The sequence below is a fragment of the Streptomyces chryseus genome (genome assembly GCF_014650755.1).
GTDB lineage: Bacteria > Actinomycetota > Actinomycetes > Streptomycetales > Streptomycetaceae > Streptomyces > Streptomyces chryseus.
Genome location: NZ_BMVO01000001.1, coordinates 807,955 through 831,092 on the forward strand (window position 1 = coordinate 807,955; position 23,138 = coordinate 831,092).

22 protein-coding genes and 1 pseudogene are annotated in these 23,138 nt (G+C 71.4%); 4 read left to right on the plus strand and 19 right to left on the minus strand.

The window, feature by feature from the left end; translation table 11 throughout:
- Positions 1-54: 54 nt before the first annotated feature.
- Genes IE185_RS03775 through recO form a run of 3 tightly spaced genes read right to left on the minus strand, consistent with a single transcriptional unit; the run spans position 55 to position 2,221 of the window.
- On the minus strand, positions 55-582 hold the full coding sequence (locus tag IE185_RS03775) for a YcxB family protein (RefSeq protein ID WP_138895300.1): 528 nt from the start codon (positions 580-582) through the stop codon (positions 55-57).
- A gap of 44 nt (positions 583-626) precedes the next feature.
- Positions 627-1,454 (minus strand): isoprenyl transferase, encoded by an 828-nt coding sequence (locus IE185_RS03780; RefSeq protein WP_138895301.1) that lies wholly within the window; start codon positions 1,452-1,454, stop codon positions 627-629.
- Between the two features lie 20 nt (positions 1,455-1,474).
- Positions 1,475-2,221: a DNA repair protein RecO gene (gene recO, locus IE185_RS03785; RefSeq protein WP_138895302.1), complete on the minus strand. Its 747-nt coding sequence runs from the start codon at positions 2,219-2,221 to the stop codon at positions 1,475-1,477.
- 159 nt (positions 2,222-2,380) lie between these two features.
- Here recO and IE185_RS03790 point away from each other — a divergent pair, with 159 nt between their 5' ends.
- The gene (locus tag IE185_RS03790; RefSeq protein ID WP_138895303.1) at positions 2,381-3,751 is read left to right on the plus strand and encodes an FAD-dependent oxidoreductase; all 1,371 of its coding nucleotides are present in this window, start codon (positions 2,381-2,383) and stop codon (positions 3,749-3,751) included.
- A gap of 25 nt (positions 3,752-3,776) precedes the next feature.
- Here the strand turns inward: IE185_RS03790 and IE185_RS03795 are convergent, their stop codons facing one another.
- Both IE185_RS03795 and leuA read right to left on the minus strand, forming a co-directional pair.
- Positions 3,777-4,529: a TerB family tellurite resistance protein gene (locus tag IE185_RS03795; protein WP_138895304.1), complete on the minus strand. Its 753-nt coding sequence runs from the start codon at positions 4,527-4,529 to the stop codon at positions 3,777-3,779.
- Between the two features lie 103 nt (positions 4,530-4,632).
- Positions 4,633-6,390 (minus strand): 2-isopropylmalate synthase, encoded by a 1,758-nt coding sequence (gene leuA / locus IE185_RS03800; RefSeq protein ID WP_138895305.1) that lies wholly within the window; start codon positions 6,388-6,390, stop codon positions 4,633-4,635.
- A gap of 306 nt (positions 6,391-6,696) precedes the next feature.
- On the opposite strand from leuA, the gene IE185_RS03805 reads away from it, so the two are divergent.
- The 3 genes from IE185_RS03805 to IE185_RS03815 all read left to right on the plus strand — a co-directional run bounded on the left by IE185_RS03805 (position 6,697) and on the right by IE185_RS03815 (position 9,579).
- Positions 6,697-7,755 carry a M4 family metallopeptidase gene (locus IE185_RS03805; RefSeq protein ID WP_138895306.1) on the plus strand — a complete coding sequence of 353 codons (1,059 nt, stop codon included), beginning with the start codon at positions 6,697-6,699 and terminating at the stop codon, positions 7,753-7,755.
- Positions 7,756-7,780: 25 nt separating this feature from the next.
- Complete coding sequence (locus IE185_RS03810; protein ID WP_138895307.1) at positions 7,781-8,047, plus strand: protealysin inhibitor emfourin; 267 nt, start codon at positions 7,781-7,783, stop codon at positions 8,045-8,047.
- 149 nt (positions 8,048-8,196) lie between these two features.
- On the plus strand, positions 8,197-9,579 hold the full coding sequence (locus IE185_RS03815; protein WP_138895308.1) for a GH1 family beta-glucosidase: 1,383 nt from the start codon (positions 8,197-8,199) through the stop codon (positions 9,577-9,579).
- A 4-nt stretch (positions 9,580-9,583) separates the two neighbouring features.
- On the opposite strand, the gene era is transcribed toward IE185_RS03815, so the two are convergent.
- The 14 genes and pseudogenes from era to IE185_RS03885 all read right to left on the minus strand — a co-directional run bounded on the left by era (position 9,584) and on the right by IE185_RS03885 (position 23,084).
- Complete coding sequence (gene era / locus IE185_RS03820) at positions 9,584-10,534, minus strand: GTPase Era (protein WP_138895309.1); 951 nt, start codon at positions 10,532-10,534, stop codon at positions 9,584-9,586.
- A 101-nt stretch (positions 10,535-10,635) separates the two neighbouring features.
- The gene (locus IE185_RS33940; RefSeq protein ID WP_373303677.1) at positions 10,636-11,055 is read right to left on the minus strand and encodes a transglycosylase family protein; all 420 of its coding nucleotides are present in this window, start codon (positions 11,053-11,055) and stop codon (positions 10,636-10,638) included.
- 265 nt (positions 11,056-11,320) lie between these two features.
- Positions 11,321-11,686 carry a cytidine deaminase-like protein gene (locus IE185_RS03830; protein WP_138895310.1) on the minus strand — a complete coding sequence of 122 codons (366 nt, stop codon included), beginning with the start codon at positions 11,684-11,686 and terminating at the stop codon, positions 11,321-11,323.
- A gap of 108 nt (positions 11,687-11,794) precedes the next feature.
- Positions 11,795-12,151, minus strand: coding sequence for an MmcQ/YjbR family DNA-binding protein (locus tag IE185_RS03835; RefSeq protein ID WP_138895311.1), 357 nt, complete (start codon positions 12,149-12,151; stop codon positions 11,795-11,797).
- Complete coding sequence (locus IE185_RS03840; RefSeq protein ID WP_138895312.1) at positions 12,148-13,431, minus strand: hemolysin family protein; 1,284 nt, start codon at positions 13,429-13,431, stop codon at positions 12,148-12,150. The genes IE185_RS03835 and IE185_RS03840 overlap by 4 nt, the downstream gene beginning before the upstream one ends.
- A complete protein-coding gene (gene ybeY, locus IE185_RS03845) occupies positions 13,428-13,925 on the minus strand; it encodes an rRNA maturation RNase YbeY (protein WP_138895313.1) in 498 nt (165 codons plus the stop codon). Before ybeY ends, IE185_RS03840 begins: the two co-directional genes overlap by 4 nt.
- 27 nt (positions 13,926-13,952) lie before the next feature.
- Positions 13,953-16,046, minus strand: coding sequence for a PhoH family protein (locus IE185_RS03850; RefSeq protein ID WP_138895314.1), 2,094 nt, complete (start codon positions 16,044-16,046; stop codon positions 13,953-13,955).
- Positions 16,047-16,184: 138 nt separating this feature from the next.
- Positions 16,185-17,252 (minus strand): carbohydrate kinase family protein, encoded by a 1,068-nt coding sequence (locus tag IE185_RS03855; protein WP_229843349.1) that lies wholly within the window; start codon positions 17,250-17,252, stop codon positions 16,185-16,187.
- Positions 17,253-17,440: 188 nt separating this feature from the next.
- Positions 17,441-18,743 (minus strand): annotated as a pseudogene (locus IE185_RS03860) (glucarate dehydratase family protein).
- Positions 18,744-18,837: 94 nt separating this feature from the next.
- Positions 18,838-19,827 (minus strand): adenosine deaminase, encoded by a 990-nt coding sequence (locus tag IE185_RS03865; protein ID WP_138899112.1) that lies wholly within the window; start codon positions 19,825-19,827, stop codon positions 18,838-18,840.
- Positions 19,828-19,880: 53 nt separating this feature from the next.
- Positions 19,881-20,798 (minus strand): ribonuclease Z, encoded by a 918-nt coding sequence (locus IE185_RS03870; protein WP_189714592.1) that lies wholly within the window; start codon positions 20,796-20,798, stop codon positions 19,881-19,883.
- A 10-nt stretch (positions 20,799-20,808) separates the two neighbouring features.
- Positions 20,809-21,168 (minus strand): histidine triad nucleotide-binding protein, encoded by a 360-nt coding sequence (locus IE185_RS03875; protein WP_138897580.1) that lies wholly within the window; start codon positions 21,166-21,168, stop codon positions 20,809-20,811.
- A 93-nt stretch (positions 21,169-21,261) separates the two neighbouring features.
- Positions 21,262-22,005 (minus strand): 16S rRNA (uracil(1498)-N(3))-methyltransferase, encoded by a 744-nt coding sequence (locus IE185_RS03880; protein ID WP_138897581.1) that lies wholly within the window; start codon positions 22,003-22,005, stop codon positions 21,262-21,264.
- Positions 22,002-23,084, minus strand: a complete 1,083-nt coding sequence (locus tag IE185_RS03885; protein WP_138897582.1) for a nitronate monooxygenase — start codon at positions 23,082-23,084, stop codon at positions 22,002-22,004. The genes IE185_RS03880 and IE185_RS03885 overlap by 4 nt, the downstream gene beginning before the upstream one ends.
- Positions 23,085-23,138: the final 54 nt, after the last annotated feature.

Here is a 23,138-nt window from a genome sequence, read left to right on the forward strand (position 1 = left end):
CCGCTCTCTGCCGCGGACCGCTCGGAGCCGCCGAGCGGTCCGGTCGCCCCTGACTCAGAGCCGCCGCAGGTTCCGGTCGAGGATGTCCCGCAGCCGGTCCATGTCGTCCGGGGCCGCGAGTCCGCGCTTGGGCAGGACCTCCAGGCACAGGATGCCCGGGTCCCGGCTGAGCAGCACGACGTGGTCGCGGGTCTCCCGGTAGCCCCGCAGGAGCGACCAGCGCACGGTCAGGGTCGCGTGCTCGGTGGCGGCGGACACGCCCGCCCCGGTGACCGTCGTACGGTATTCGCCCTGCCACCCCACGACGCGCATCACGTGGTGGGCCTGCACGTGCGGAACCGCCCAGACGAACAGCACGACCAGGGCGCACAGCAGGACATTGCCCGCCGGCGGCCCCCCGGGCGCGACCAGCAGCAGCAGAGCGAAGCCCGCGAACAGCGTCATCACCGCCCACCGCAGCACATGCAGCCGCCGTACGCGGTCGCGTGCCCGGAAGCCCGCCAGAACGTCGCCGCGCGCCGGCCGGTACGTCAGCTCGACGCTCTCCGCGGCCTGAATGATGTCCCGCCCCTGGTGATCCATGGGGCGGGATCCTAACCATCCGGCGCGGCCCGCCCCGCGCCGCCCTACATGCTGCCCGCGGCGAGCTGCTCCTCGTTCGGGACGGCGCCGCCGAAGCGCCGGTCGCGGGAGGCGTACTCGACGCAGGCCCGCCACAGGTCGCGGCGGTCGAAGTCGGGCCACAGGACGTCCTGGAAGACCATCTCGGCGTACGCGCTCTGCCAGATCAGGTAGTTGGACGTGCGCTGCTCGCCGCTGGGGCGCACGAAGAGGTCCACGTCCGGCATGTCCGGGTAGTACATGTACTTCGCGAAGGTCTTCTCGTTGACCTTCGACGGGTCGAGCCTGCCCGCCGCCACATCGCGCGCGATGGCCTGCGCCGCGTCCGCGATCTCCGCGCGCCCGCCGTAGTTGACGCAGAAGTACAGCGTCATGGCGTCGTTGTTCTTGGTCTGCTCCTGGGCGACCTGGAGCTCCTGGACGACGGACTTCCACATCTTGGGCATCCGGCCGGTCCAGCGGATGCGGATGCCGAGCTCGTCCATCTCGTCGCGGCGGCGGCGGATGACGTCCCGGTTGAAGTTCATCAGGAAGCGCACCTCCTCGGGCGAGCGCTTCCAGTTCTCGGTGGAGAAGGCGTACAGGGAGAGGTTCTTGACGCCCATTTCGAGGCAGCCCTTGAGCACGTCGAGCACGACGCCCTCGCCGACCTTGTGGCCCTCGGTGCGCGGAAGCCCGCGTTCCTTCGCCCAGCGGCCGTTGCCGTCCATGACGACGGCCACGTGCCCCGGGACCAGCTCGCTGGGGATCTTCGGCGGCCGCGCGCCGGACGGGTGCGGCTCCGGCGTCTTGTACTCGCGCCGGTTACGGCCCAGAATCCCGCGTCGTGCCATGAGCTTCTCTCTCCCTCGATTCACTTTTCCACATACCGCAGCGACCGCAGGCCGCGCTCCAAGTGCCAGTGCAGATACGCCGACACCAGCCCGCTGCCCTCCCGGACGTGCCGCGCCTCACAGCTGTCCGCCGTCTCCCAGTCCCCCGTCAGCAACGCGCTGAGCAGTCCGACGGCCTCCGCCGAGGGTACGACGCTTCCGGGCACCCGGCAGTCGCCGCACACGACGCCGCCGGCGGCGACGGAGAAGAACCGGTTCGGCCCGTGCAGCCCGCACCGCGCGCAGTCGTCGAAGCTCGGCGCGTAGCCGTTGACGGCCAGCGAACGCAGCAGGAAGGCGTCGAGGATGAGGTTCGGGGCGTGCTCGCCGCGGGCGAGGGTGCGCAGGCCGCCGACGAGCAGCAGGTACTGCTGCACGGCGGGCTCACCCTCGTGGTCGGTGAACCGCTCGGCGGTCTCCAGCATCGCCGTGCCGGCGGTGTAGCGGCCGTAGTCGGTGACGATTCCGCCGCCGTACGGGGCGATCGTCTCGCTCTGGGTGCACAGCGGCAGGCCGCGCCCGACCAGTTCGCTGCCGCGGGAGAAGAACTGCACGTCGACGTGCGAGAAGGGCTCCAGGCGCGCGCCGAACTTGGACTTGGTCCGCCGGACGCCCCGGGCGACGGCGCGTACCCGGCCGTGACCGCGGGTGAGCAGCGTGATGATCCGGTCCGCCTCACCCAGCTTCTGGGTGCGCAGCACGATGCCGTCGTCGCGGAACAGGGTCATGGGTCCATTCTCGCCCAGGCACTGTCATCAAGGAGACCTTTGAGTACTCATAAGGTCTGCTTATGAGGTCATAGGCAGGGGTCCCGTACCTGACCCGGCATTTCGTTGCCTAGGGTGACGCACGAGACAGTTGTCGCCACCCGAAGGGAAACCTCCCCCATGCCCCGCCCCCTGAGGGTCGCGATCGTAGGCGCCGGTCCCGCCGGGATCTACGCCGCCGACGCCCTGCTGAAGTCCGACGCCGCGGCCGACCCCGGGGTGTCCATCGACCTGTTCGAGCGGATGCCGGCGCCCTTCGGACTGATCCGGTACGGCGTCGCCCCGGACCACCCGCGCATCAAGGGCATCATCACCGCCCTGCACCAGGTCCTGGACAAGCCGCAGATCCGGCTCTTCGGCAACGTCGACTACCCGTCGGACATCGGCCTGGACGACCTGCGGGCGTTCTACGACGCGGTGATCTTCTCCACCGGCGCGAGCGCCGACCGCGCGATGGACATACCCGGTATCGGCCTCGACGGCTCCTACGGCGCCGCCGACTTCGTCTCCTGGTACGACGGCCACCCGGACGTTCCGCGCACCTGGCCCCTCGACGCCGAGAAGGTCGCCGTGCTCGGCGTCGGCAATGTCGCGCTCGACGTGGCCCGCATCCTCGCCAAGACCGCCGACGAGCTGCTCCCGACCGAGATCCCGCCGAACGTCCACGACGGCCTCGCCGCCAACAAGGCGCGCGAGATCCACGTCTTCGGGCGGCGCGGACCGGCGCAGGCGAAGTTCAGCCCGATGGAACTGCGCGAGCTCGACCACTCCCCGACCATCGAGGTCGTCGTGAACCCCGAGGACATCGACTACGACGACGGCAGCATCGCCACCCGCCGCGCCAACAAGCAGGCGGACATGGTCGCCAAGACCCTGGAGAACTGGGCGATCCGGGACATCGGCGACCGCCCCCACAAGCTCTTTCTGCACTTCTTCGAGTCGCCCACCGAGGTCGTCGGCGTGGACGGCAGGGTCGTCGGCCTGCGTACGGAGCGCACGGAGCTGGACGGCACGGGCAATGTGACGGGCACGGGCGAGACGCGGACCTGGGACGTGCAGGCCGTCTACCGCGCGGTGGGCTACCTCTCCGACGAACTGCCCAAGCTGCCGTTCGACTTCACCACCGGCACCGTCCCGCACGAGGGCGGCCGCGTGATCGAGGCGGGCGAGCACCTTGCGTCGACGTACGTCACCGGCTGGATCAAGCGCGGCCCGGTCGGCCTCATCGGCCACACCAAGGGCGACGCCAACGAGACGGTGGCCAACCTCCTCGAGGACCACGGAGCCGGCCGCCTGCCCGCTCCCGCGGCACCGGAGGAGGACGCCGTCGTGGACTTCCTCGCGGGCAGGGGCGTCGCCTACACGACGTGGGAGGGCTGGCACCGCCTCGACAGCGCCGAGCGCGCGCTGGGCGCCGCCGAGGGTCGCGAGCGCGTGAAGATCGTCGAGCGCGAGGCCATGCTGCGCGCGAGCGCGGCTCCCCAGGACTGAGCGGGCGCGGACACGGCCCGGCGGGCTATGAGGGCGTACGCGCCGACGTGAGCAGCCGGGCCGTGTCCTCCGGACGGATCAGCAGCGCGCCGCCGACGATCGTCAGCACCTCGCGCTCCGCCGGGCTGTACGGGCCGTCGGCGAGGGCGATCCGGGCGCCCTGGAGCAGGATCGATTCGCGGCCGGCGGGCGCGAGGTGCGGTGCCAGCGGTTCGAGCGCCTCGTGCAGCTCGATGGCGAGCGCGGCGCCGCAGGGGTCCGAGGCCCCTTCGTACGCCCCGGGAAGGCGGCCGGCGTCGGCGGAGAGGGCGTCGATCAGAGTGGTGAGCCGGTCCTCGGTGCAGTCGTCGAACCCGGCGGCGCGGACGGCCCGCACGGCGGTGACCCGCACCGTGCGGGACGACGTCCCGCCGGCGGCGAGTACGGCGAGGGCGACGGTGTGGACGGCGTCGCGCAGCATCGCGGCGAAGCGGACGGTGGTGGGGTGGTCGAGCGCCTCGGTGCCGAAGTGGGCCTGACAGGCCGCGCATTCGACGACCGGGCCCACGTCACCGCGCGCCACGAGCGGGATGCCGAGCACGGTGAAGCGTCTGCGGCCCGTACGGCGCCGGTAGTTGCGGTCGCCGCCGCAGTCGGGGCAGAAGAACTCGCCGTCACCGACGGTGTTCCACGCGGTGCGAACGCCCCATACACATCGTTTCCGCCCTCGGGTCTGCAGCACGTCGCACCTCCGTAACGCTCCGGCAACGCTGCCGTGTGGCCGTGATGTTAGCCACATCCGCGAGGCCGCGTCAGCACCCCGGGCGAGAGGGAGACACGCGAAGAGCCGGGCGTGGCCGAAAATCGACCCGCCCGGCTCACGTCGTACCGGAGCCCCGGGCTCAGCGCGTGGCGCGGTTCACGGCCGAGACGACGGCCTTCAGCGACGCGCGCGTGGTGTTCGCGTCGATGCCGATGCCCCACAGCACCTTGCCGTCGATGGCGCATTCGATGTACGAGGCGGCCTGGGCGCTCGCGCCCTCGCTCATCGTGTGCTCCTGGTAGTCCAGCAGCCTGGCGTCCACGCCGACCGCGCCCAGCGCCTCGAAGAAGGCCGAGATCGGGCCATTGCCGGTGCCGGTCAGCACCGTCTCGACGCCGTCCACGACCGCCTCGACGGTCAGTGTGTCCTGGCCGTCCGTGTCGGTGGTGGTCTGACCGGAGCGCAGCTGGATGCGTCCCCAGGCGTTCTCGGAGTTCGGCAGGTACTCGTCCTGGAAGACCGACCAGATGGCCTTCGGCGTGACCTCGCCGCCCTCGGCATCCGTCTTGGCCTGGATGATCCGGGAGAACTCGATCTGCATGCGGCGCGGCAGGTCCAGCTTGTGGTCGTTCTTCAGGACGTACGCGATGCCGCCCTTGCCGGACTGCGAGTTGACGCGGATGACGGCCTCGTACGAGCGGCCCACGTCCTTCGGGTCGATCGGCAGGTACGGCACGGCCCACTCGATGTCGTCGACCGTCTTGCCGACGGCGGCCGCCTGGGCCTCCATCGCGTCGAAGCCCTTCTTGATGGCGTCCTGGTGGGAGCCGGAGAAGGCGGTGTAGACCAGGTCGCCCGCGTAGGGGTGGCGCGGGTGGACCTCCATCTGGTTGCAGTACTCGCTGGTGCGCCGGATGTCGTCGATCTGCGAGAAGTCGATCTGCGGGTCGACCCCCTGGGAGAACAGGTTCATGCCCAGGGTGACCAGGTCGACGTTGCCGGTGCGCTCGCCCTGCCCGAACAGGCAGCCCTCGATGCGGTCGGCGCCCGCCATGATCGCCAGCTCGGCGGCGGCGACGGCGGTGCCGCGGTCGTTGTGCGGGTGCACGGACAGGCAGACGTACTCGCGCCGGGACAGGTTGCGGGACATCCACTCGAAGCGGTCCGCGTGCGTGGACGGCGTGGAGCGCTCGACCGTGGCGGGCAGGTTCAGGATGATCTCCCGGCCCTCCTCCGGCTGCCACACGTCGCAGACGGCCTCGCAGACCTCCAGCGCGAAGTCCAGCTCGGTGTCGGTGAAGATCTCCGGGCTGTACTGGTATCCGAAGACCGTCTCCGGGCCCAGCAGCTTGTCGGCGTACTCCATCACCAGCCGGGTGCCGTCCACGGCGATCTGCTTGACCTGCTCCTTGGAGCCGCGGAAGACGACGCGGCGGAAGGTCGGCGCGGTGGCGTTGTAGAGGTGCACGGTCGCGCGCCGCGCGCCGACCAGCGATTCGACGGTCCGCTCGATCAGCTCTTCACGGGCCTGCGTCAGGACGGAGATCGTCACGTCCTCGGGGATCGCGCCCTCTTCGATGATGGAGCGGACGAAGTTGAAGTCGGTCTCGCCGGAGGACGGGAAACCGACCTCGATCTCCTTGTAGCCCATGCGTACGAGCAGGTCGAACATCTCGCGCTTGCGGGCCGGGCTCATCGGGTCGATCAGCGCCTGGTTGCCGTCGCGCAGGTCGGTGGACAGCCAGCGGGGCGCCTTGGTGATGCGGCGGTCCGGCCAGGTCCGGTCGGGGATGTCCACGGCCTCGTACCGGCCGTACTTGTGGACCGGCATCCCGGACGGCTTCTGCAGCTGCGTCGCGTTGGTGATCGGCGTGGGGCGGCCAACAGGGGCGTTCATCGCGTAGGGCTCCTCGGTGTCCTGCAAAGGGGACGGCCGACGGTGTCGCTGCAGCACCAGACTCCGCGGGGAGGGGGTCGGCCTGGAACTACAGACCCTCGCCGCGGCAGCTAAGGAGAAGCAGCCCGTAACGCATGATGTGCCGCAGCCTAGCCGAGTCGGGCCGGTTTCGCCGGACCCGTATCAGTATGCGGGACCACCCCAGGGGTAACGGGCGGGTAACGGGCGAAAGTGATCCTTCACTCGATTTCATCAATCATGGTCGCAAGTAGTGACAGCCTTGTGACGCAGTGCCACATTGCGGCCATGAAGGCCACACACCCCGTGTTCTGCACCATCGTGCCGCCCCACGTCCTCGACAAGCTCGCCCAGGCCGACGATCCGGACCTCGCGGGCCCCGCCCGCCGGACCCTCGAGGCGGACGCCGCCCAGCGCACCCACCGCCGGCTCACCACGGTGCTCGGCGCGCCGGCGGCGGCCGTGCCGGAGGGAGCGGCCGCCGGCAAGCCGCACCGCACGCTCTACGACGCGCAGCACGGTCAGCGGCTGCCGGGCGTCAAGGTGCGCGGCGAGGGCGACGAACCGGGCCGGGACGCGACCGTCAACCGTGCGTACGCCGGCCTCGGCGCCACGTTCGAGCTGCTCCTCAAGGGCTTCGAGCGGGACTCGATCGACGGGAACGGGCTGCCGCTCGTGGCGAGCGTCCACTACGGCGAGAACTACGGCAACGCCTTCTGGGACGGCCGGCAGATGGTCCTCGGCGACGGTGACGAGATCTTCCGCGACTTCACGATCCCGGTCGACGTCATCGCCCACGAACTGGCCCACGGCCTGACGCAGTACACGGCCAATTTCACGTACTTCGGCCAGCCCGGCGCGCTCAACGAGTCGGTGTCCGACGTCTTCGGCTCCCTGGTCAAGCAGTACGTCAACGACGAGACCGCCGACCGGGCCGACTGGCTGATCGGCGCGGGCCTGCTGACCGAGCGCGTCACCGGGGTGGCCCTGCGCTCCATGAAGGCGCCCGGCACGGCGTACGACGACGACGTCCTCGGCAAGGATCCGCAGCCCGCCAAGATGGAGGACTACGTCCGCACCGGCCGGGACAACGGCGGCGTGCACATCAACTCCGGCATCCCGAACCACGCCTTCTACCTGCTCGCCACGGACCTCGGCGGCCGGGCGTGGGAGCGGGCGGGGCAGATCTGGTACGACACCCTGACCGGCGGGAGCCTCGAGGTCGACGCGAGCTTCACCGACTTCGCGCGCGCCACCGTCGCGGCGGCCCGGGCCCGTTTCGGTGAGGGTGAGGAACACGAGGCTCTGCTGAAAGCGTGGTCCCTGGTCGGGGTGCCTACCGGCTGAGGCGTATCCGTACTAGAACGGAACCATGCGAATTGGGGTAAGGCGTACAGGAGGCTTCGCCGGCATCGAGCGGTACGCCGAGGTCGACACCTCCGGACGGCCCGACGCCGGCGAGTGGCAGGCCCTGGTCGAGGAGGCGGTCGCCGCCGGCCGGGGCACACCGCCGGTGGGCGTTCCGGACGGATTCAGCTACCAGATCACCGTCGACGGCAAGACCGTCTACTGCGCTGACCCGAGACTCACCGAGGCGCAGAGCCGGCTGATCTCGCAGGTCCTGAAGGAAGGGGCCTGAACGGTCCGCCGGATCGCCCTACCGCAGCATGGTGGACATCGGCGACCTGACCAGGCTCTGCGGCGGCCGGGTCCGGCTGATCGCCGTCTGACGCGACGGCCGCCGCACGCTCCATTGACAGGGTTACCGGCGGTACCGAGCATCGCTGCATGACGACGCCGCCGCCGCGCCCGCTGCCCCGCTTCCCCGCCGACTTCCTCTGGGGCGTGTCGACTTCGGCCCACCAGATCGAGGGCGCGGTCGGCGAGGACGGGCGGGGGATGTCGTCGTGGGACGCCTTCGCCGCCGAGCCGGGGCGGATCAGGGACGGCTCCGACGCGTCCGTGGCGACCGGCCACTACCACCGGTACGCGCAGGACGTGGCGCTGATCAAGGACCTGGGCGTCGGCGCGTACCGCTTCTCGGTGGCGTGGTCGCGGGTGCTGCCGGAGGGCGCCGGGGCGGTCAACGGGGCGGGGCTCGGCTTCTACGACCGGCTCGTCGACGAGCTGTGCGCGGCGGGCGTGCGCCCCGTGCCGACCCTCTTCCACTGGGACACCCCGCTGGCGCTGGAGAAGGCCGGCGGCTGGCTGGAGCGGGACACCGCCCACCGGTTCGCGGAGTACGCCGACGTGGTGGCCGCCCGGCTCGGTGACCGGGTGGACCGCTGGATCACCCTCAACGAGCCCGCCGAGGTGACGCTGCTCGGGTACGGGCTCGGGCAGCACGCCCCCGGCAGGCGGCTGCTCTTCGGCGCGCTGCCCGCCGCCCACCACCAGCTCCTGGGGCACGGTCTCGCCGTACAGGCCCTGCGGGCCAGGGGTGCGGACGGCATCGGGATCGCGAACTCGCACGGACCCGTGCGGCCGGCGTCGGACAGCGACGAGGACCGGGGCGCCGCCGACTTCTACGACCTGCTGCTGAACCGGCTGTTCGCCGACCCCCTGCTCCTCGGGCGGTATCCGGACGGGATCGCCGAGATGCTGCCGGGACCGGTGGCGGACGACCTCGCGCTCATCGCGTCACGGCCGCTCGACTGGTACGGGATCAACTACTACCAGCCGACACTCGTCGGGGCTCCCGGCCCGGACGCGCCCACCGACTTCGCGGGCATCGCGATACCGCCGGAGATGCCGTTCTCCGTACGGGAGATCGAGGGGCACCCGCGGACGGCCTTCGGCTGGCCGGTCGTCCCCGACGCCCTGACCGAACTGCTGACGTCGTTCCGGGAGCGGTACGGCGACCGGCTGCCGCCCGTCGTCGTCACCGAGAACGGCTGCTCGTACGACGGTCTGGACGACCAGGAGCGGATCGCCTTCCTCGACGGCCATCTGCGGGCGCTGCACCGGGCCCTGGCGGCGGGCGTCGACGTACGCGGGTACTTCGTCTGGTCGCTGATGGACAACTTCGAGTGGGCCGAGGGGTACACCCAGCGCTTCGGTCTCGTGCACATCGACTACGAGACGCTGGCGCGCACCCCGAAGGCGTCGTTCCACTGGCTGCGGGAGGCGTTGCGCGAGCAGCGGCCGCCCGGGTCCTCCGGGCGGCCGTGACAGCTCAGAACCCCAGCTTGCGCAGCTGCTTGGGGTCCCGCTGCCAGTCCTTGGCGACCTTGACGTGCAGGTCCAGGAAGACCGGCGTGCCCAGCAGCGCCTCGATGTGCTTGCGCGACTTCGTACCGACGTCCTTCAGGCGCTGGCCCTTGGGGCCGATGATGATGCCCTTCTGGCTGGGACGCTCGATGTAGACGTTCGCGTGGATGTCGAGGAGAGGCTTGTCGGCCGGGCGGTCCTCGCGCGGCAGCATCTCCTCGACGACGACCGCGATGGAGTGCGGCAGCTCGTCCCGTACGCCTTCGAGCGCGGCCTCGCGGATCAGCTCCGCGACCATCACCATCTCGGGCTCGTCGGTGAGGTCGCCCTCGGGGTAGAGCGGGGGGCTCTCGGGGAGGAGCGGGATCAGCAGGTCGGCGAGGAGCGAGACCTGCTGGTCGCCGACGGCGGAGACCGGCACGATCTCCTGCCACTCGAAGCCGAGCTCCTTGGAGAGCTGGTCGATGGCGATGAGCTGCTCGGCGAGCCGCTTGGAGTCGACGAGGTCGGTCTTGGTGACGATCGCGACCTTCGGCGTCTTCTTGATGCCCGCGAGCTCCTTGGCGATGAACTTGTCACCGGGGCCGAGCTTCTGGTCGGCGGGCAGGCAGAAGCCGATCACGTCGACCTCGGCCCAGGTGGTGCGTACGACGTCGTTGAGACGCTCGCCGAGCAGCGTGCGCGGCTTGTGGAGGCCGGGGGTGTCGACCAGGATCAGCTGCGCTTCGGGGCGGTGCACGATGCCGCGCACCGTGTGGCGCGTGGTCTGCGGCCGGCTGGAGGTGATGGCGACCTTCTGGCCGACCAGAGCGTTCGTCAGGGTGGACTTGCCCGCGTTGGGGCGGCCGACGAAGCAGGCGAAGCCGGCCCGGTGGGGGGCCTCGGAAGACTGGGTGCGAGCGCTCATGCGTGCCATTCTCCCCGATGTACGCCGCCGGGCCGACCAGTGCCGGCCCGGGCGCTCACCCGGGGGCGGCCCCGGGTGCCGTAACCGGCCGCGGGGGTTGGCTCCCGCTGTCAGAGGCCGGCCTTGGCGCCGCACACCGGCCAGGCGCCGATGCCCTGGCCCTGGAGGACCTTGTCGGCGACGGCGGCCTGCTGCTGCGGGGTGGCCTGGTGGGCGCTCGAGGCGTACTTCGTGCCGCCGTACGCGGCCCAGGTGGACGGGGTGAACTGCAGACCGCCGGAGAAGCCGTTGCCGGTGTTCGCGTTCCAGTCGCCGCCGGACTCGCACTGGGCGACCGCGGACCAGTCGGCCGTCGGGGCGGCGGAGGCGCTGCCGGTGCCGGCGAGGACCAGCATGCCGGTGGCTCCAGCGGCGACGAAGGAACCGGTGACGCGGCGGCGGAGGGCGGTGCGGGTCAGGGAGGAGAACACGTGGGTGACCTTTGTTCGGGGGCGGGGACTGCCCTCGGAGCGGAGGCTCCTGCTGGGCATGTACTCCACCGTCGCAGCGCGGGGCGCCGGGATCCACGGTCCTTCGGGAGCCCGCGCGGGCCTTCCGGCCCCGTCTCTTGACAGCTCGGGCGCGGGCCGGAGGCCCCGGGCCGAAGGTCCCGCCGCCCCGGCGGCACGGGCGCCTGGCCGGGTCCGCCCGGCGGCGCGGCGGGGGCCGCCCGGCCCCCGCCGCGCCGGGAGTGCGCCTCGTCACACGAGACCACCGCCACAGCGGCCACCGGTGGCGGGGCGGTCTCCGGGGTCCTCAGGCGCCGGCCGCCACGCTTTCCCGCAGGGCGCCGTCGGGGCCGGCCAGCAGGACCGGCGTTCCGGGGCCGCCGAGGTCCCGTACCGCCGCCCGGTCCTCCGCCGGCACGGAATCCGCCGCCGTCACCACCGCCGCCGCCTCCAGGGACTTCGCGCCGCTCGCGACGGCCATCGCCACCGCCGTGCGCAGCGCGCTCAGCCGCAGGGAGTCGAGCGCGACGGTGCCGGCGACGTACGTGCGGCCCGTCTCGTCCCGTACGGCCGCCCCCTCGGGCACCCCGTTGCGCGCCCGCGCGCTGCGCGCCAGCGTGATGATCTTGCGGTCCTCGGGGTCGAGTTCGGTGCTCGGCGTGGTCTCAGTCATGCCCCGAGCATAGGGAGCGGGCACCGCTCGGCCCGCGACCGGGTGCATCGAGCCGCGCCGCCGGGTCCAGGGCCGGACCGAGCGCGGGGCCGGGCCTGGGGGCCGGGGTCAGGCCCGGTCGAGGCGGAGGCGTTCCGCTTTGGGGAGGCCGGCCACGACCAGGTCGTAAGAGTCCTCGATCAGCTCCCGGACCACGCGGTCCGGGAGCTGCCCGTCGACGGTGACCGTGTTCCAGTGGCGCTTGTTCATGTGCCAGCCGGGGACGACCTCCTCGTGCTCCTGGCGGAGCCGGACCGCGATCTCCGGCTCGCACTTGAGGTTGACCTTGAGCGGCTCGGCGTCCAGCGTGCTGAGCGCGAAGAGCTTCCCGCGGACCTTGAAGACGGACGTCTCGGGGCCGAAGGGGAACTCCTCCGTCACGGCGTTGAAGTCGAGGCAGAACGCCCTCAGCTCCTGCGGCGTCATGCCGCCTCCTTCGCCTGCGGCTCCACCAGTACCGTGACGATCTTGTTCCGGCGACCGGCCGGCGACTCCGCGGTCAGGCGCAGCGAGCGCCCGTCGGGGAGGTCGACCGTCGCGGACGCGCCCGCGATCGGCACCCGGCCGAGTGCCTTGGCGAGCAGTCCGCCGACCGTTTCCACGTCCTCGTCGTCGTACTCGTCGAAGCCGAAGAGCTCGCCGAGGTCACCGATGTCGAGCCGCGCGGTCACCCGGTAGCAGCCGTCCTCCAGCTCCTCGACGGGCGGCAGTTCGCGGTCGTACTCGTCCGTGATCTCACCGACGATCTCTTCGAGGATGTCCTCGATGGTGACGATGCCGGCCGTGCCGCCGTACTCGTCGATGACGACGGCGACGTGGTTGCGCTCCTGCTGCATCTCGCGCAGCAGGTCGCCCGCGTTCTTGGTGTCGGGGACGAAGACGGCGGGCCGCATCGCGGTCGAGACCAGGTCGGCTTCGGACTCGCGGTTGATGTGGGTCTTCCTGACCAGGTCCTTGAGATAGACGATGCCCACGATGTCGTCCTCGTTCTCGCCGGTCACCGGGATGCGCGAGAAGCCGGAGCGCAGGGCGAGCGTGAGGGCCTGACGGATCGTCTTGAAGCGCTCGATGGAGACCAGGTCGGTCCTGGGGACCATGACCTCCCGTACGAGCGTGTCGCCGAGCTCGAAGACGGAGTGCACCATGCGGCGCTCGTCGTCCTCGATCAGCGACTCCTGCTCGGCGAGGTCGACCATCGCGCGCAGCTCGGCCTCGCTGGCGAACGGGCCCTTGCGAAAGCCCTTGCCGGGGGTGAGCGCGTTGCCGATGAGGATCAGCAGTTGCGGCACGGGGCCCATGACGCGGGCGAGCGGGAGCAGGACGTACGCGGACGCGGTCGCCGTGTTGAGGGGGTGCTGGCGGCCGATGGTGCGCGGGGAGACGCCGACGGCGACGTACGAGACGAGGACCATCACACCGATGGCGAGGGCCAGGGCCTCCCAGGTCTCGTCGAACTCGCGCAGACAGGCGTACGTCACGAGGACGCCGGCGGCCATCTCGCAGGCGACCCGCATCAGCAGCGCGACGTTCAGGTACCGGGTCGGATCGGCCGCGACCTGGGCCAGCTTGGCGCTGCCGCGCCGGCCGGAGCGTACGGCCTCGGCGGCCCGGAAGCTGGAGACACGGGCGATGCCCGCCTCGGCGCAGGCGGCCAGCCACGCGACGACGACCAGCAGGACGGCGCCGGTGATCAGTTGGGCGGTCATGAAACGGTCGGCGCGGGGGACGGACCGGTGTGGCCCTTCTCCGCTCGCCAGCCGTCCACGATCGCCGCCTGGAGGCCGAACATCTCGGCCTTCTCGTCCGGCTCCTCGTGGTCGTAACCGAGCAGGTGCAGCACGCCGTGGACGGTGAGGAGCTGGAGCTCCTCGTCCATGGAGTGCTGCGTCGGCGCGTCCTCGCCCTGCTTCTTGGCGACCTCGGGGCACAGGACGATGTCACCGAGGAGCCCCTGTGGGGGCTCCTCGTCGTCCTTCTTCGGCGGACGCAGCTCGTCCATCGGGAAGGACATGACATCCGTCGGTCCCGGGAGGTCCATCCACTGGATGTGGAGCTGCTCCATGGCGGCCGTGTCCACGACGATCACCGACAGTTCGGAGAGCGGGTGGATCCGCATCCGGGTGAGCGCGTAACGGGCGATGTCGAGAATCGCCTGCTCGTCGACCTCGGTGCCGGATTCGTTGTTGACGTCGATCGACATGGTGCTGGATCTACCCCTGCTTCAAAGTCACAGCCCGTTTTGGCTGTCGTCGTACTTCTGGTACGCGTCGACGATACGGCCGACCAGCTTGTGCCGGACGACATCCTGCGACGTGAGCCGGGAAAAGTGGACGTCGGGGACGTCGTCCAGGATCTCCTGGACCTGGCGCAGACCGCTCTTCGTGCCGCCCGGGAGGTCGACCTGGGTGACGTCGCCGGTGACGACGATCTTCGAGTCGAAGCCGAGCCGCGTCAGGAACATCTTCATCTGCTCGGCGCTGGTGTTCTGCGCCTCGTCGAGGATGATGAACGCGTCGTTGAGCGTGTTGTGCGTCAAGAGGTAGTTCTCGGTGACGTAGAGGGAGTCTTCCGCGGCGACTTGGATGCACACCGCCTCCTCGGTGCCCGCGGGCTCGATGCTGTCGATGAAACGCATCGGCCGCCCCCCACCCCCACTCGCCCTGTACGCGTCCAGCTTGCGCCCGAGCCGGAAGGGCTCGAGCCCCTCCGGGAGCCGGATGTCGACCACGTGCGCGTCGTGGCGGTCGTGCACGTCACGCCCGTTGACGTTCCCCGGCTTTCGGCCTTCCGCATCCCTGCGGCGGCTGTGGGCGACGCCTCCCAGCGACTGGACCAGCGCGATGACGTCGTCCCGGAGCAGGATCGATGTCGTGGTGTATTGGACTCGGCACGTTCGCCCGTCCTGGGCAACCGGCCCGCCGTCGGCGTCCAGCAGCCCCTGGAGCAGGGCCAGCCGGACGTCTGCCGAGTTGTGGACATACTCGTCCGGCACGAATTTCGAAGACGACCTGGTGCCGAGCAGGTCCAGGGCTCGCAGGGCCCCGGTGACCGGGTTCTCCAGCGTGATGACATCGCCCGGCGCACTCGCACGGTTCAGGGTGCAGTTGACCCGGTCCTTCCACCGCACCTTGATGCCGGGCAGCGCCGTTTCCAGGGCGGAGACGAGTTCCGGGTCCTTGGTGGCGAACGATGGCGTGGTGGAACCGGTCAGGCAACCGTCACCGAGCAGGAGGCCCAAGGCGTAGGGGTCCATGGGGACCTCGCGTTTCGGGAAGCACACCGGCGCGGTCAGCAGCGGCAGCTCGTACCTGCGGGCATGCCCCGCGCGGAGGTTCCCGATCATCTCCTTGGTCTCGAGCACACGCCACGGCTTGTCGCGGCGACGGTCGGAGGCCGTCCGGACCGTCCACAGGTGGTCACCGCAGCACAGTGTCCAGGAGCCGTCCTGGGCAGTGAGGCGGTAGATGTCCTTCTCGCCCTGGGGATACACACCGAGTACCGGGGTCGGCTCGCCGTTCGAACCGATGACGAGGTCGCCCACCCGAAGGTCGCCGATGGGGCGCCAGCCGTCCGGCGTCATGACCTTGGTGAAGACCGGTTGCGCACGGCCGCGCATGTACGCCAGCGGGGCCACCTCGATCGTGCCCGCGGCCATCAGGCGCGGGATCGAGTCGGGGTCCAGCATGTCGTGCAGGGCGTCGTAGAGCGGGCGCAGGTACGGGTCGATCTTCTCGTAGAGCGTGCCGGGCAGGAAGCCGAGCCGCTCGCCCGCCTCGACGGCGGGCCTGGTCAGGATGATCCGGGTGACCTGCTTGGACTGCAGGGCCTGGACCGCCTTGGCCATGGCGAGGTACGTCTTGCCCGTACCGGCGGGGCCGATGCCGAAGACGATGGTGTGCTTGTCGATGGCGTCGACGTACCGCTTCTGGTTGAGCGTCTTGGGGCGGATGGTGCGACCGCGGCTGGAGAGGATGTTCTGAGTGAGCACCTCGGCCGGGGTCTCGGTGGCGGCCTCCGCGCCACCGCCGTTCCCGTCGGCTCTGAGCATGGCGATCGAGCGTTCCACTGCGTCCTCCGTCATCGGCAGTCCGGTGCGGAGCACCAGCATCATCTCGGCCAGCAGGCGCTGGATCAGGGCGACCTCCGTGGGGTCGCCGACCGCGCTGACCTCATTCCCCCTGACATGGATGTCCACGTCGGGGAAGGCGTTCTCGATCACGCGCAACAGGGAATCGCTGGAACCCAGGACCATCACCATGGGGTGCGTGTCCGGCACGGTGAACTGGGCGCGGGCCTGCGGCTGTGTGGGTGTCTGAGTCATGGGCCGGCACTGTGGCCTGCACATACCTCCCGTTGCAGGGTTCTCGCTGCTCGACAACCTCGTGGAACCAAGCGTACGTCGGTGCACCGACAGGGCCGAAGGCTTTTCGCACGCCGTGCCGCACCCGGCGCCGGGCGCTCACGCGGGACTGCGGAAACCGATCGTCGGCACCGCCCGGCGCAGCGGCCAGACGCGGGTCGCCGTGGGCAGCAGCCCGTCCAGGAAGGCGTACCGGCGCAGCGCCTGCGGGTCCTGGCCGTCGACCGCCTGCACCTGCTGCCACCATGCCGCGATCTCCGACCAGCCGGGCGCCGAGAGGGACCCGCCGAACTCCTGCACCGACAGGGCGGCGGTCAGCCCGGCGAAGGCGAGGCGGTCGGCGAGCGGCCAGCCCGCGAGCGTACCGGTGACGAATCCGGCGACGAAGACGTCACCGGCGCCGGTGGGGTCGAGCGCCTCGACGGCGATGGCGGGGACCTCGGCGGTCTCGCCGGTCGAGCCGTCCACGGCGTACGCGCCCTCCGCGCCGAGCGTGACGACCGCGACCGGGACCTTCTCGGCCAGGGCGCGGGCGGCGGCGCGCGGGCAGTCGGTGCGGGTGTAGCGCATGGCCTCCTCGGCGTTGGGCAGGAACGCCTCGCAGTGCTCCAGGTCGGCGAGGCCGGCCAGGTCCCAGCGGCCCGTGTCGTCCCAGCCCACGTCGGCGAAGACCTTCGCGCCCCGGCGGGCGGCGGAGGCGATCCATTCCTCCCTGCGGCCGGGGGTGAGGGCGGCGATGGCGGCCCGCGCGCGGGGCGGGCAGTCGGGGAACGGCCCGGGTCCGGCGGGCGGCGGGGCCTCGTGGCCGTGCGACACCATGGTTCGCTCGCCCTCGTACGCCATGGAGACGGTGACCGGCGAGTGCCAGCCGGGGACGGTGCGTGACATCTTCAGGTCGATGCCCTCGCCGTCGGCGAGCGCGTCCCAGCAGTACTCGCCGTAGTGGTCGTCTCCGAAGGCGGCGGCCAGGGACGTCCGCAGGCCGAGGCGGGCCAGGGCGGTGGCCATGTTGGCGACGCCGCCGGGGCTGGAGCCCATGCCGCGCGCCCAGGACTCGGTGCCGCGCACCGGGGCGCTGTCGAGGCCGGTGAAGATGATGTCCAGGAAGACGGTGCCGGTGAGGAACACGTCGCAGCACGGGCCGTCGGGCTCGCGGAGCCCGTCCAGGGGGTCGAGGCGCGTGGCCTCGTCCCGCCGGCCGCCGTTGTCGGTGCCCGTGGCCGCTGTCGTGGCCGCTGCCTGCTTTCTCACCGTGCTCACCGTGCGCTCCCGTGGTGTGGTGCGGATTCAGGCCAGTGTGCCCGATACGCGACCCCGGCAGCTCGCGGTGTTACGACGGCGTCCTGCTTCGGGCCTCACCAGCGGGGCAGCACGGGCGCCCGCCAGGTCTCGTGTCCCCGCGCCGCGCGCATCGCCGCCGCGTCGTCGCGTTCGCGCAGCGCGCCGTACGACGCCTCGTCGAGCCAGCGGGCGTGCAGCCGCTCCAGGGCGTCGCGGTCGAGCTCGACACCGAGGCCGGGGGCGTCGGAGACCGCGAGCCGGCCGTCGGTGAAGGTGTGGCGCCGGGTGATCACGTCCTCGGTCTGCCACGGGTAGTGGCTGTCGCAGGAGTGGTCGAGGTTCTCCACGGTGGCCGCGACGTGCGTCATCGCGGCCAGGCTGATGCCCATGTGGGTGTTGGAGTGCATGGACAGGCCGACGCCGAAGGCCCGGCAGACGGCGGCCAGTTCGCGGGTGGCCCGCAGCCCGCCCCAGTAGTGGTGGTCGCTGAGCACCACCTGCACGGCGTCGGTGAGGAACGCCTCGCGGATCTCGGGAACGGTCGTCACGCACATGTTGGTGGCGAGCGGCACGTCCGTTCCCGCCGAGACCTCGGCCATGGCGGCGGTCCCGAGCGCCGGGTCCTCCAGGTATTCGAGGACCCCCGCGAGCACCGCCGCCACCTTCAGGGAGGTCCCCGGCGTCCAGGCGCCGTTGGGGTCGAGCCGCAGGGGCTGTCCCGGGGAACGCCTCGGCCAGCGCCAGTACGGCAGCGATCTCCTGCTCGGGCGGGAAGACACCGCCCTTGAGCTTGAACGAACGAAAGCCGTGCTCCCCCGCGAACCGCCGCGCCTGCGCCACGATCCCCGCCGGATCGAGCGCGGCCCCCCAGTCGTCGCACTCGCCCGCGCCGCCCGGATGCCGGTCCCAGCGGTAGAAGAGGTACGCGCTGTACTCGACGTGATCGCGCACCTTGCCGCCGAGGAGTGCGTGCACGGGCTGCCCGTACGCCTTCCCGAGCGCGTCCAGGCACGCCACTTCGAAGGCGGACACGACGGACAGCCGCAGCTTGTCGGCGCTCTGCGCGCCGCGCAGCCCGCCCACGTCGACGGCGTGCTCCACGCGCGCGTGGCCGACGCCGACCTGTTGGGCGAGCGGGAACAGTCCGTTCAGATCCGCGACCGGGCGGCCGGTCAGCAGATCGGCGTACGGGCGGGCCAGTTCCAGGTACTTGGTGTCGCCGTACGTCTCGCCGAGCCCGGTGACGCCGTCCGCCGTGACCACCTCGACGACCAGGCGCGGGGTGTAGGGCTGGTGCACGCCCTGGACGTTGAGGAGGGGCGGGTCGGCGATGAGGACGGGGGTCAGCCGGACGTCCGCGATGGTCAGGTCCGCCACAACAGCTCATCTCCGTATGCAGACGACGTCCACGTATGGAAATGCAGCGTAGGGAGACGCCCGCGCGGGCGTCAACGGTCCGGCGCGGGCGGGATCAGAAGACGTACGCGTCCACCTCGGCGAGATACGCCTCCCTGCGCTTCTCGTCGTGGTCGAGGAAGGAGGCGCGGAAGGAGTTGCGGGCCAGCTCGCGCAACTGCTCCTGGCCGAGGCCGAGCGCCTCGCGCACCGCGTGGAACGTGTCGCCGACGTACCCGCCGAAGTAGGCGGGGTCGTCGGAGTTCACGGTGACCAGCAGCCCGGCGTCCATCATCGCGCGCAGCGGGTGGTCCTCCAGGACGTCGACGGCCCGCAGCCGTACGTTCGACAGCGGGCACAGCGTCAGCGGCACCTGGTCGCGCACGAGCCGCTTCACGAGCTCGGGGTCCTCCAGGGAGCGCAGTCCGTGGTCCACACGCTCGACGCGCAGGACGTCCAGTGCCTCCCAGATGTACGCCGGCGGCCCCTCCTCGCCCGCGTGCGCGACCGCGCGCAGCCCCATGGCCCGCGCGGCGTCGTACACCTCACGGAACTTCGACGGCGGGTGCCCGACCTCGGCCGAGTCCAGACCGACGGCCGTGATGCGGTGCAGGTACGGCCGGGCGGCCTCCAGCGTCTCCATCGCGGACTCGGCGGACTGGTCGCGCAGGAAGCACATGATCAGCTGGGTGGAGATGCCGTGCCGCTCCTCGCTCCGGTCCAGGGCGCGGGCGAGCCCCTCGACGACCGTGCCCAGGGGGACTCCGCGCGCGGTGTGCGCCTGCGGGTCGAAGAAGATCTCGGCGTGCCGTACGCCCTGAGCGGCCGCCCGCGCCAGGTAGGCGTCGGCGAGCCGGTCGAAGTCGTCCTCGGTGACCAGGACCGCCATCAGCGCGTAGTACAGGTCGAGGAACGACTGGAGGTCGTCGAAGAGGTAGGCGCGGCGCAGTTCCTCCGTGGTGGAGTGGGGCAGCACCACGGCGTTGCGGGCGGCGAGTTCGAAGGCCAGCTCGGGTTCGAGGGTGCCTTCGATGTGGAGGTGCAGTTCGGCCTTGGGGAGGGGCATGAGGGTCTTCTCGTCGGGGACGTGCGGGTGGGGGGACGCGGGAGCCGGCGGGCTCAGGGCTTCAGGGGGTGGCGCTTGGGGAGGGGCACCCGCATGAGGTCGGCGGCGACGGTCAGCTCGCCGTCGAAACCGGCCGCGCGGGCCTGCCGTTCGAAGACCTCGGGATCGGTGTAGCGCTGCGAGAAGTGGGTGAGGACGAGGTGGCGTACGCCGGCGTCGCGCGCCGCCCGGGCGGCCTGGCCGGCCGTCAGGTGGCCGTGCTCGGCGGCGAGCGCCATGTCCTCGTCGAGGAAGGTCGACTCGATGACGAGCATGTCGCAGCCCTCGGCGAGGACGTGCACGCCGTCGCAGAGCCGGGTGTCCATGACGAACGCGAACCGCTGCCCGCGCCGCTCCTCGCTGACCTGGTCGAGCGTGATGTCGCCGAGCCGCCCCTCGCGCTGGATGCGGCCGACGTCGGGGCCCTTGACTCCGTGCTCGGCCAGGAGCGCGGGCAGCATGCGGCGCCCGTCCGGCTCGGTGAGCCGGTAGCCGTACGACTCGACGGGGTGCGACAGCCTGACCGCGTCGAGGACGTACGAGGGACCGGTCGCGAGCGCCCCGTCCCCGGCGACCGGCGCCTCGGTCAGCCGGACCGTCTCGCGGTAGGCCGTGGCGTACCGCAGCCGGTCGAAGAAGCGCTGTCCGCTCGCCGGGTAGTGGGCGGTGACGGGGTGCGGGACACGGTCCAGGTTGATGCGCTGGATCACTCCGGCGAGGCCGAGCGAGTGGTCACCGTGGAAGTGGGTGACGCAGATCCGGTTGATGTCGTGCGCGGCCACGCCGGCCCGGAGCATCTGGCGCTGGGTGCCCTCGCCGGGGTCGAAGAGGATGCCCTCGCCGTCCCAGCGCAGGAGGTAACCGTTGTGGTTGCGGTGCCGGGTGGGGACCTGACTGGCGGTGCCGAGGACCACCAGTTCTCGTGCGGACACAGCAGCAGCCCTATCCGGGCGGCCAGTTGAGGCCACGTCCGCCGAGGACGTGCGCGTGCGCGTGGAAGACGGTCTGGCCCGCGCCCGAACCGGTGTTGAAGACGACGCGGTATCCGGTGCCGTCGACCTTCTCCCCGGCGGCGACCCGGCCCGTCTCGGCGAGCACGTCGGCGAGGACCTGCGGCTCGGCGAGGGCCAGCGCGGCGGCGTCCCGGTGGTGCGCCTTGGGGATGACCAGGACGTGCGTCGGCGCCTGGGGGTTGATGTCGCGGAACGCCACGGTCGTCTCCGTCTCACGGACGATCGTCGCCGGCACCTCCCCCGCCACGATCTTGCAGAACAGGCAGTCTGCCTGGGGTTCACCCGCCATGGTCCTGGCCTCCTCGGTTCCGGCTGATCAGGATGTACTGATCAAGTATGGCCGCATGCTATCCGTGCCGGGCCCCGCGCCCGCCGAGCCGCTTCAGGACCAGCGGCCCGTGCGCCCCAGCAGCAGCGCCGCCGCCGCCGTCCCGGCGGTCGACGTACGCAGCACGCTGCTTCCCAGCCGGTACGGCTTCGCGCCCGCCTCCGCGAACAGGGCCAACTCCTCGGGGGAGACGCCCCCTTCCGGCCCGACCACGAGCACGAGGGAGCCCGCGTCCGGCAGCCCCGCCGTGGCGAGCGCCCCGCTGCCCACCGACGCGTCCTCGTGCAGTACGGCCGCGAAGTCCGCCGCGGCAAGGAGCGCGCCCACCTGCTTGGTCGTCAGCGCCTCGGCGACCTCGGGGAAGCGCAGCCTGCGCGACTGCTTGCCGGCCTCCCGCGCCGTCGCCCGCCACTTGGCGAGGGACTTCGCGCCCCGGTCACCGCGCCACTGCGTGATGCAGCGGGACGCCTGCCACGGCACGATCGCGTCGACGCCGGTCTCCGTCATCGTCTCCACGGCCACCTCGCCCCGGTCGCCCTTGGGAAGCGCCTGTACGACGGTGATACGCGGCTCCGGCCGCGGCTCCACGGTCACGTCCGTCACGTCGACGACGAGCCGGTCCTTGCCCTCGGCCGCCAGCACCACGGCCGCCGCGCCGGCGCCGCGCCCGTCGGTCAGTACGACGTGCTCCCCCGCGTGCAGCCGGCGCACCGAGACGGCGTGCCGCCCCTCGGGCCCTTCGAGCACGAACCGGCCCTTCGCCGGTACGGTGTCGACGACGAACACCGGCGCCGTCACACCGCACCGCCCGCGCTTCGCAGGTCCAGCGCCGCGCGCGCCGCGTCGGTCTCGGCCGCCAGGACCTCGACCAGCTGCCCGGCCGGCATCTCCCGCGCCATCCGGTGCCCCTGGCCGGCCCACAGCGCCATGCCCTGCGCGTCGCCCGCCTTGGCGGCGGCCTTGCGCAGGCCGGAGGTGATGTGGTGGACCTGGGGGTAGGCGGCCGGGGCGTACGGGCCGTGCTCGCGCATGAAGCGGTTGACGAGGCCGCGTGCGGGGCGTCCCGAGAACGCCCGCGTGAGTTCCGTGCGTACGAACAGCGGATTGGTCATGGCCTGCTTGTGCAGGACGTTGGCGCCGGACTCCGGGCACACCAGGAACGCGGTGCCGAGCTGCGCCGCGTCCGCGCCCAGCGCGAGGACCGCCGCGATCTGCGCGCCGCGCATGAGGCCGCCGGCCGCGACGATCGGCAGCGGCACGGTCTCGCGCACCTGCGCGACGAGGGACAGCAGACCGATGCCACTGCCGTCGTTCTTCGGATCGTCGCGGTGCGTTCCCTGGTGGCCGCCGGCCTCGATGCCCTGGACGCACACGGCGTCGGCCCCGGCCCACTGCGCCGCCTGCGCCTCTTCGGGCGTGGTGACGGTCACGACGGTGAGGGTGCCGGCCTTCGCGAAGGCGTCGAGCACGGACCGGGTGGGGCAGCCGAAGGTGAAGGAGACGACCGGGACCGGGTCGTCGATGAGGATCGCCAGCTTGGCCTCGTAGCCGTCGTCGGCGCAGTTGTCGGACTCGCCGAGGGGGGTGTCGTACCAGTCGGCCTCGCCGGCGAGCTGATGGCGGTAGACGTCGACGGCGGCGGGGTCGACGTGACTCGGCTGCGGCATGAAGAGATTGACGCCGAACGGCCGGCTCGTCAGGCCCCGCAGCTGCTTGATCTCCTCGTACATGCCGTCCGCGGTCTTGTAACCGGCGGCAAGGAACCCGAGGCCGCCGGCCTCACAGACGGCGGCGACGAGCTGAGGACTGGAAGCGCCGCCCGCCATGGGGGCCTGCACGATCGGATAACGGCAGAGATCGGTCAGTGCGGAGGACATGAACGCATAGTTTCATGCCCTCCGCACTGCGCCGAATCGAGGCTTCCGCCTCTG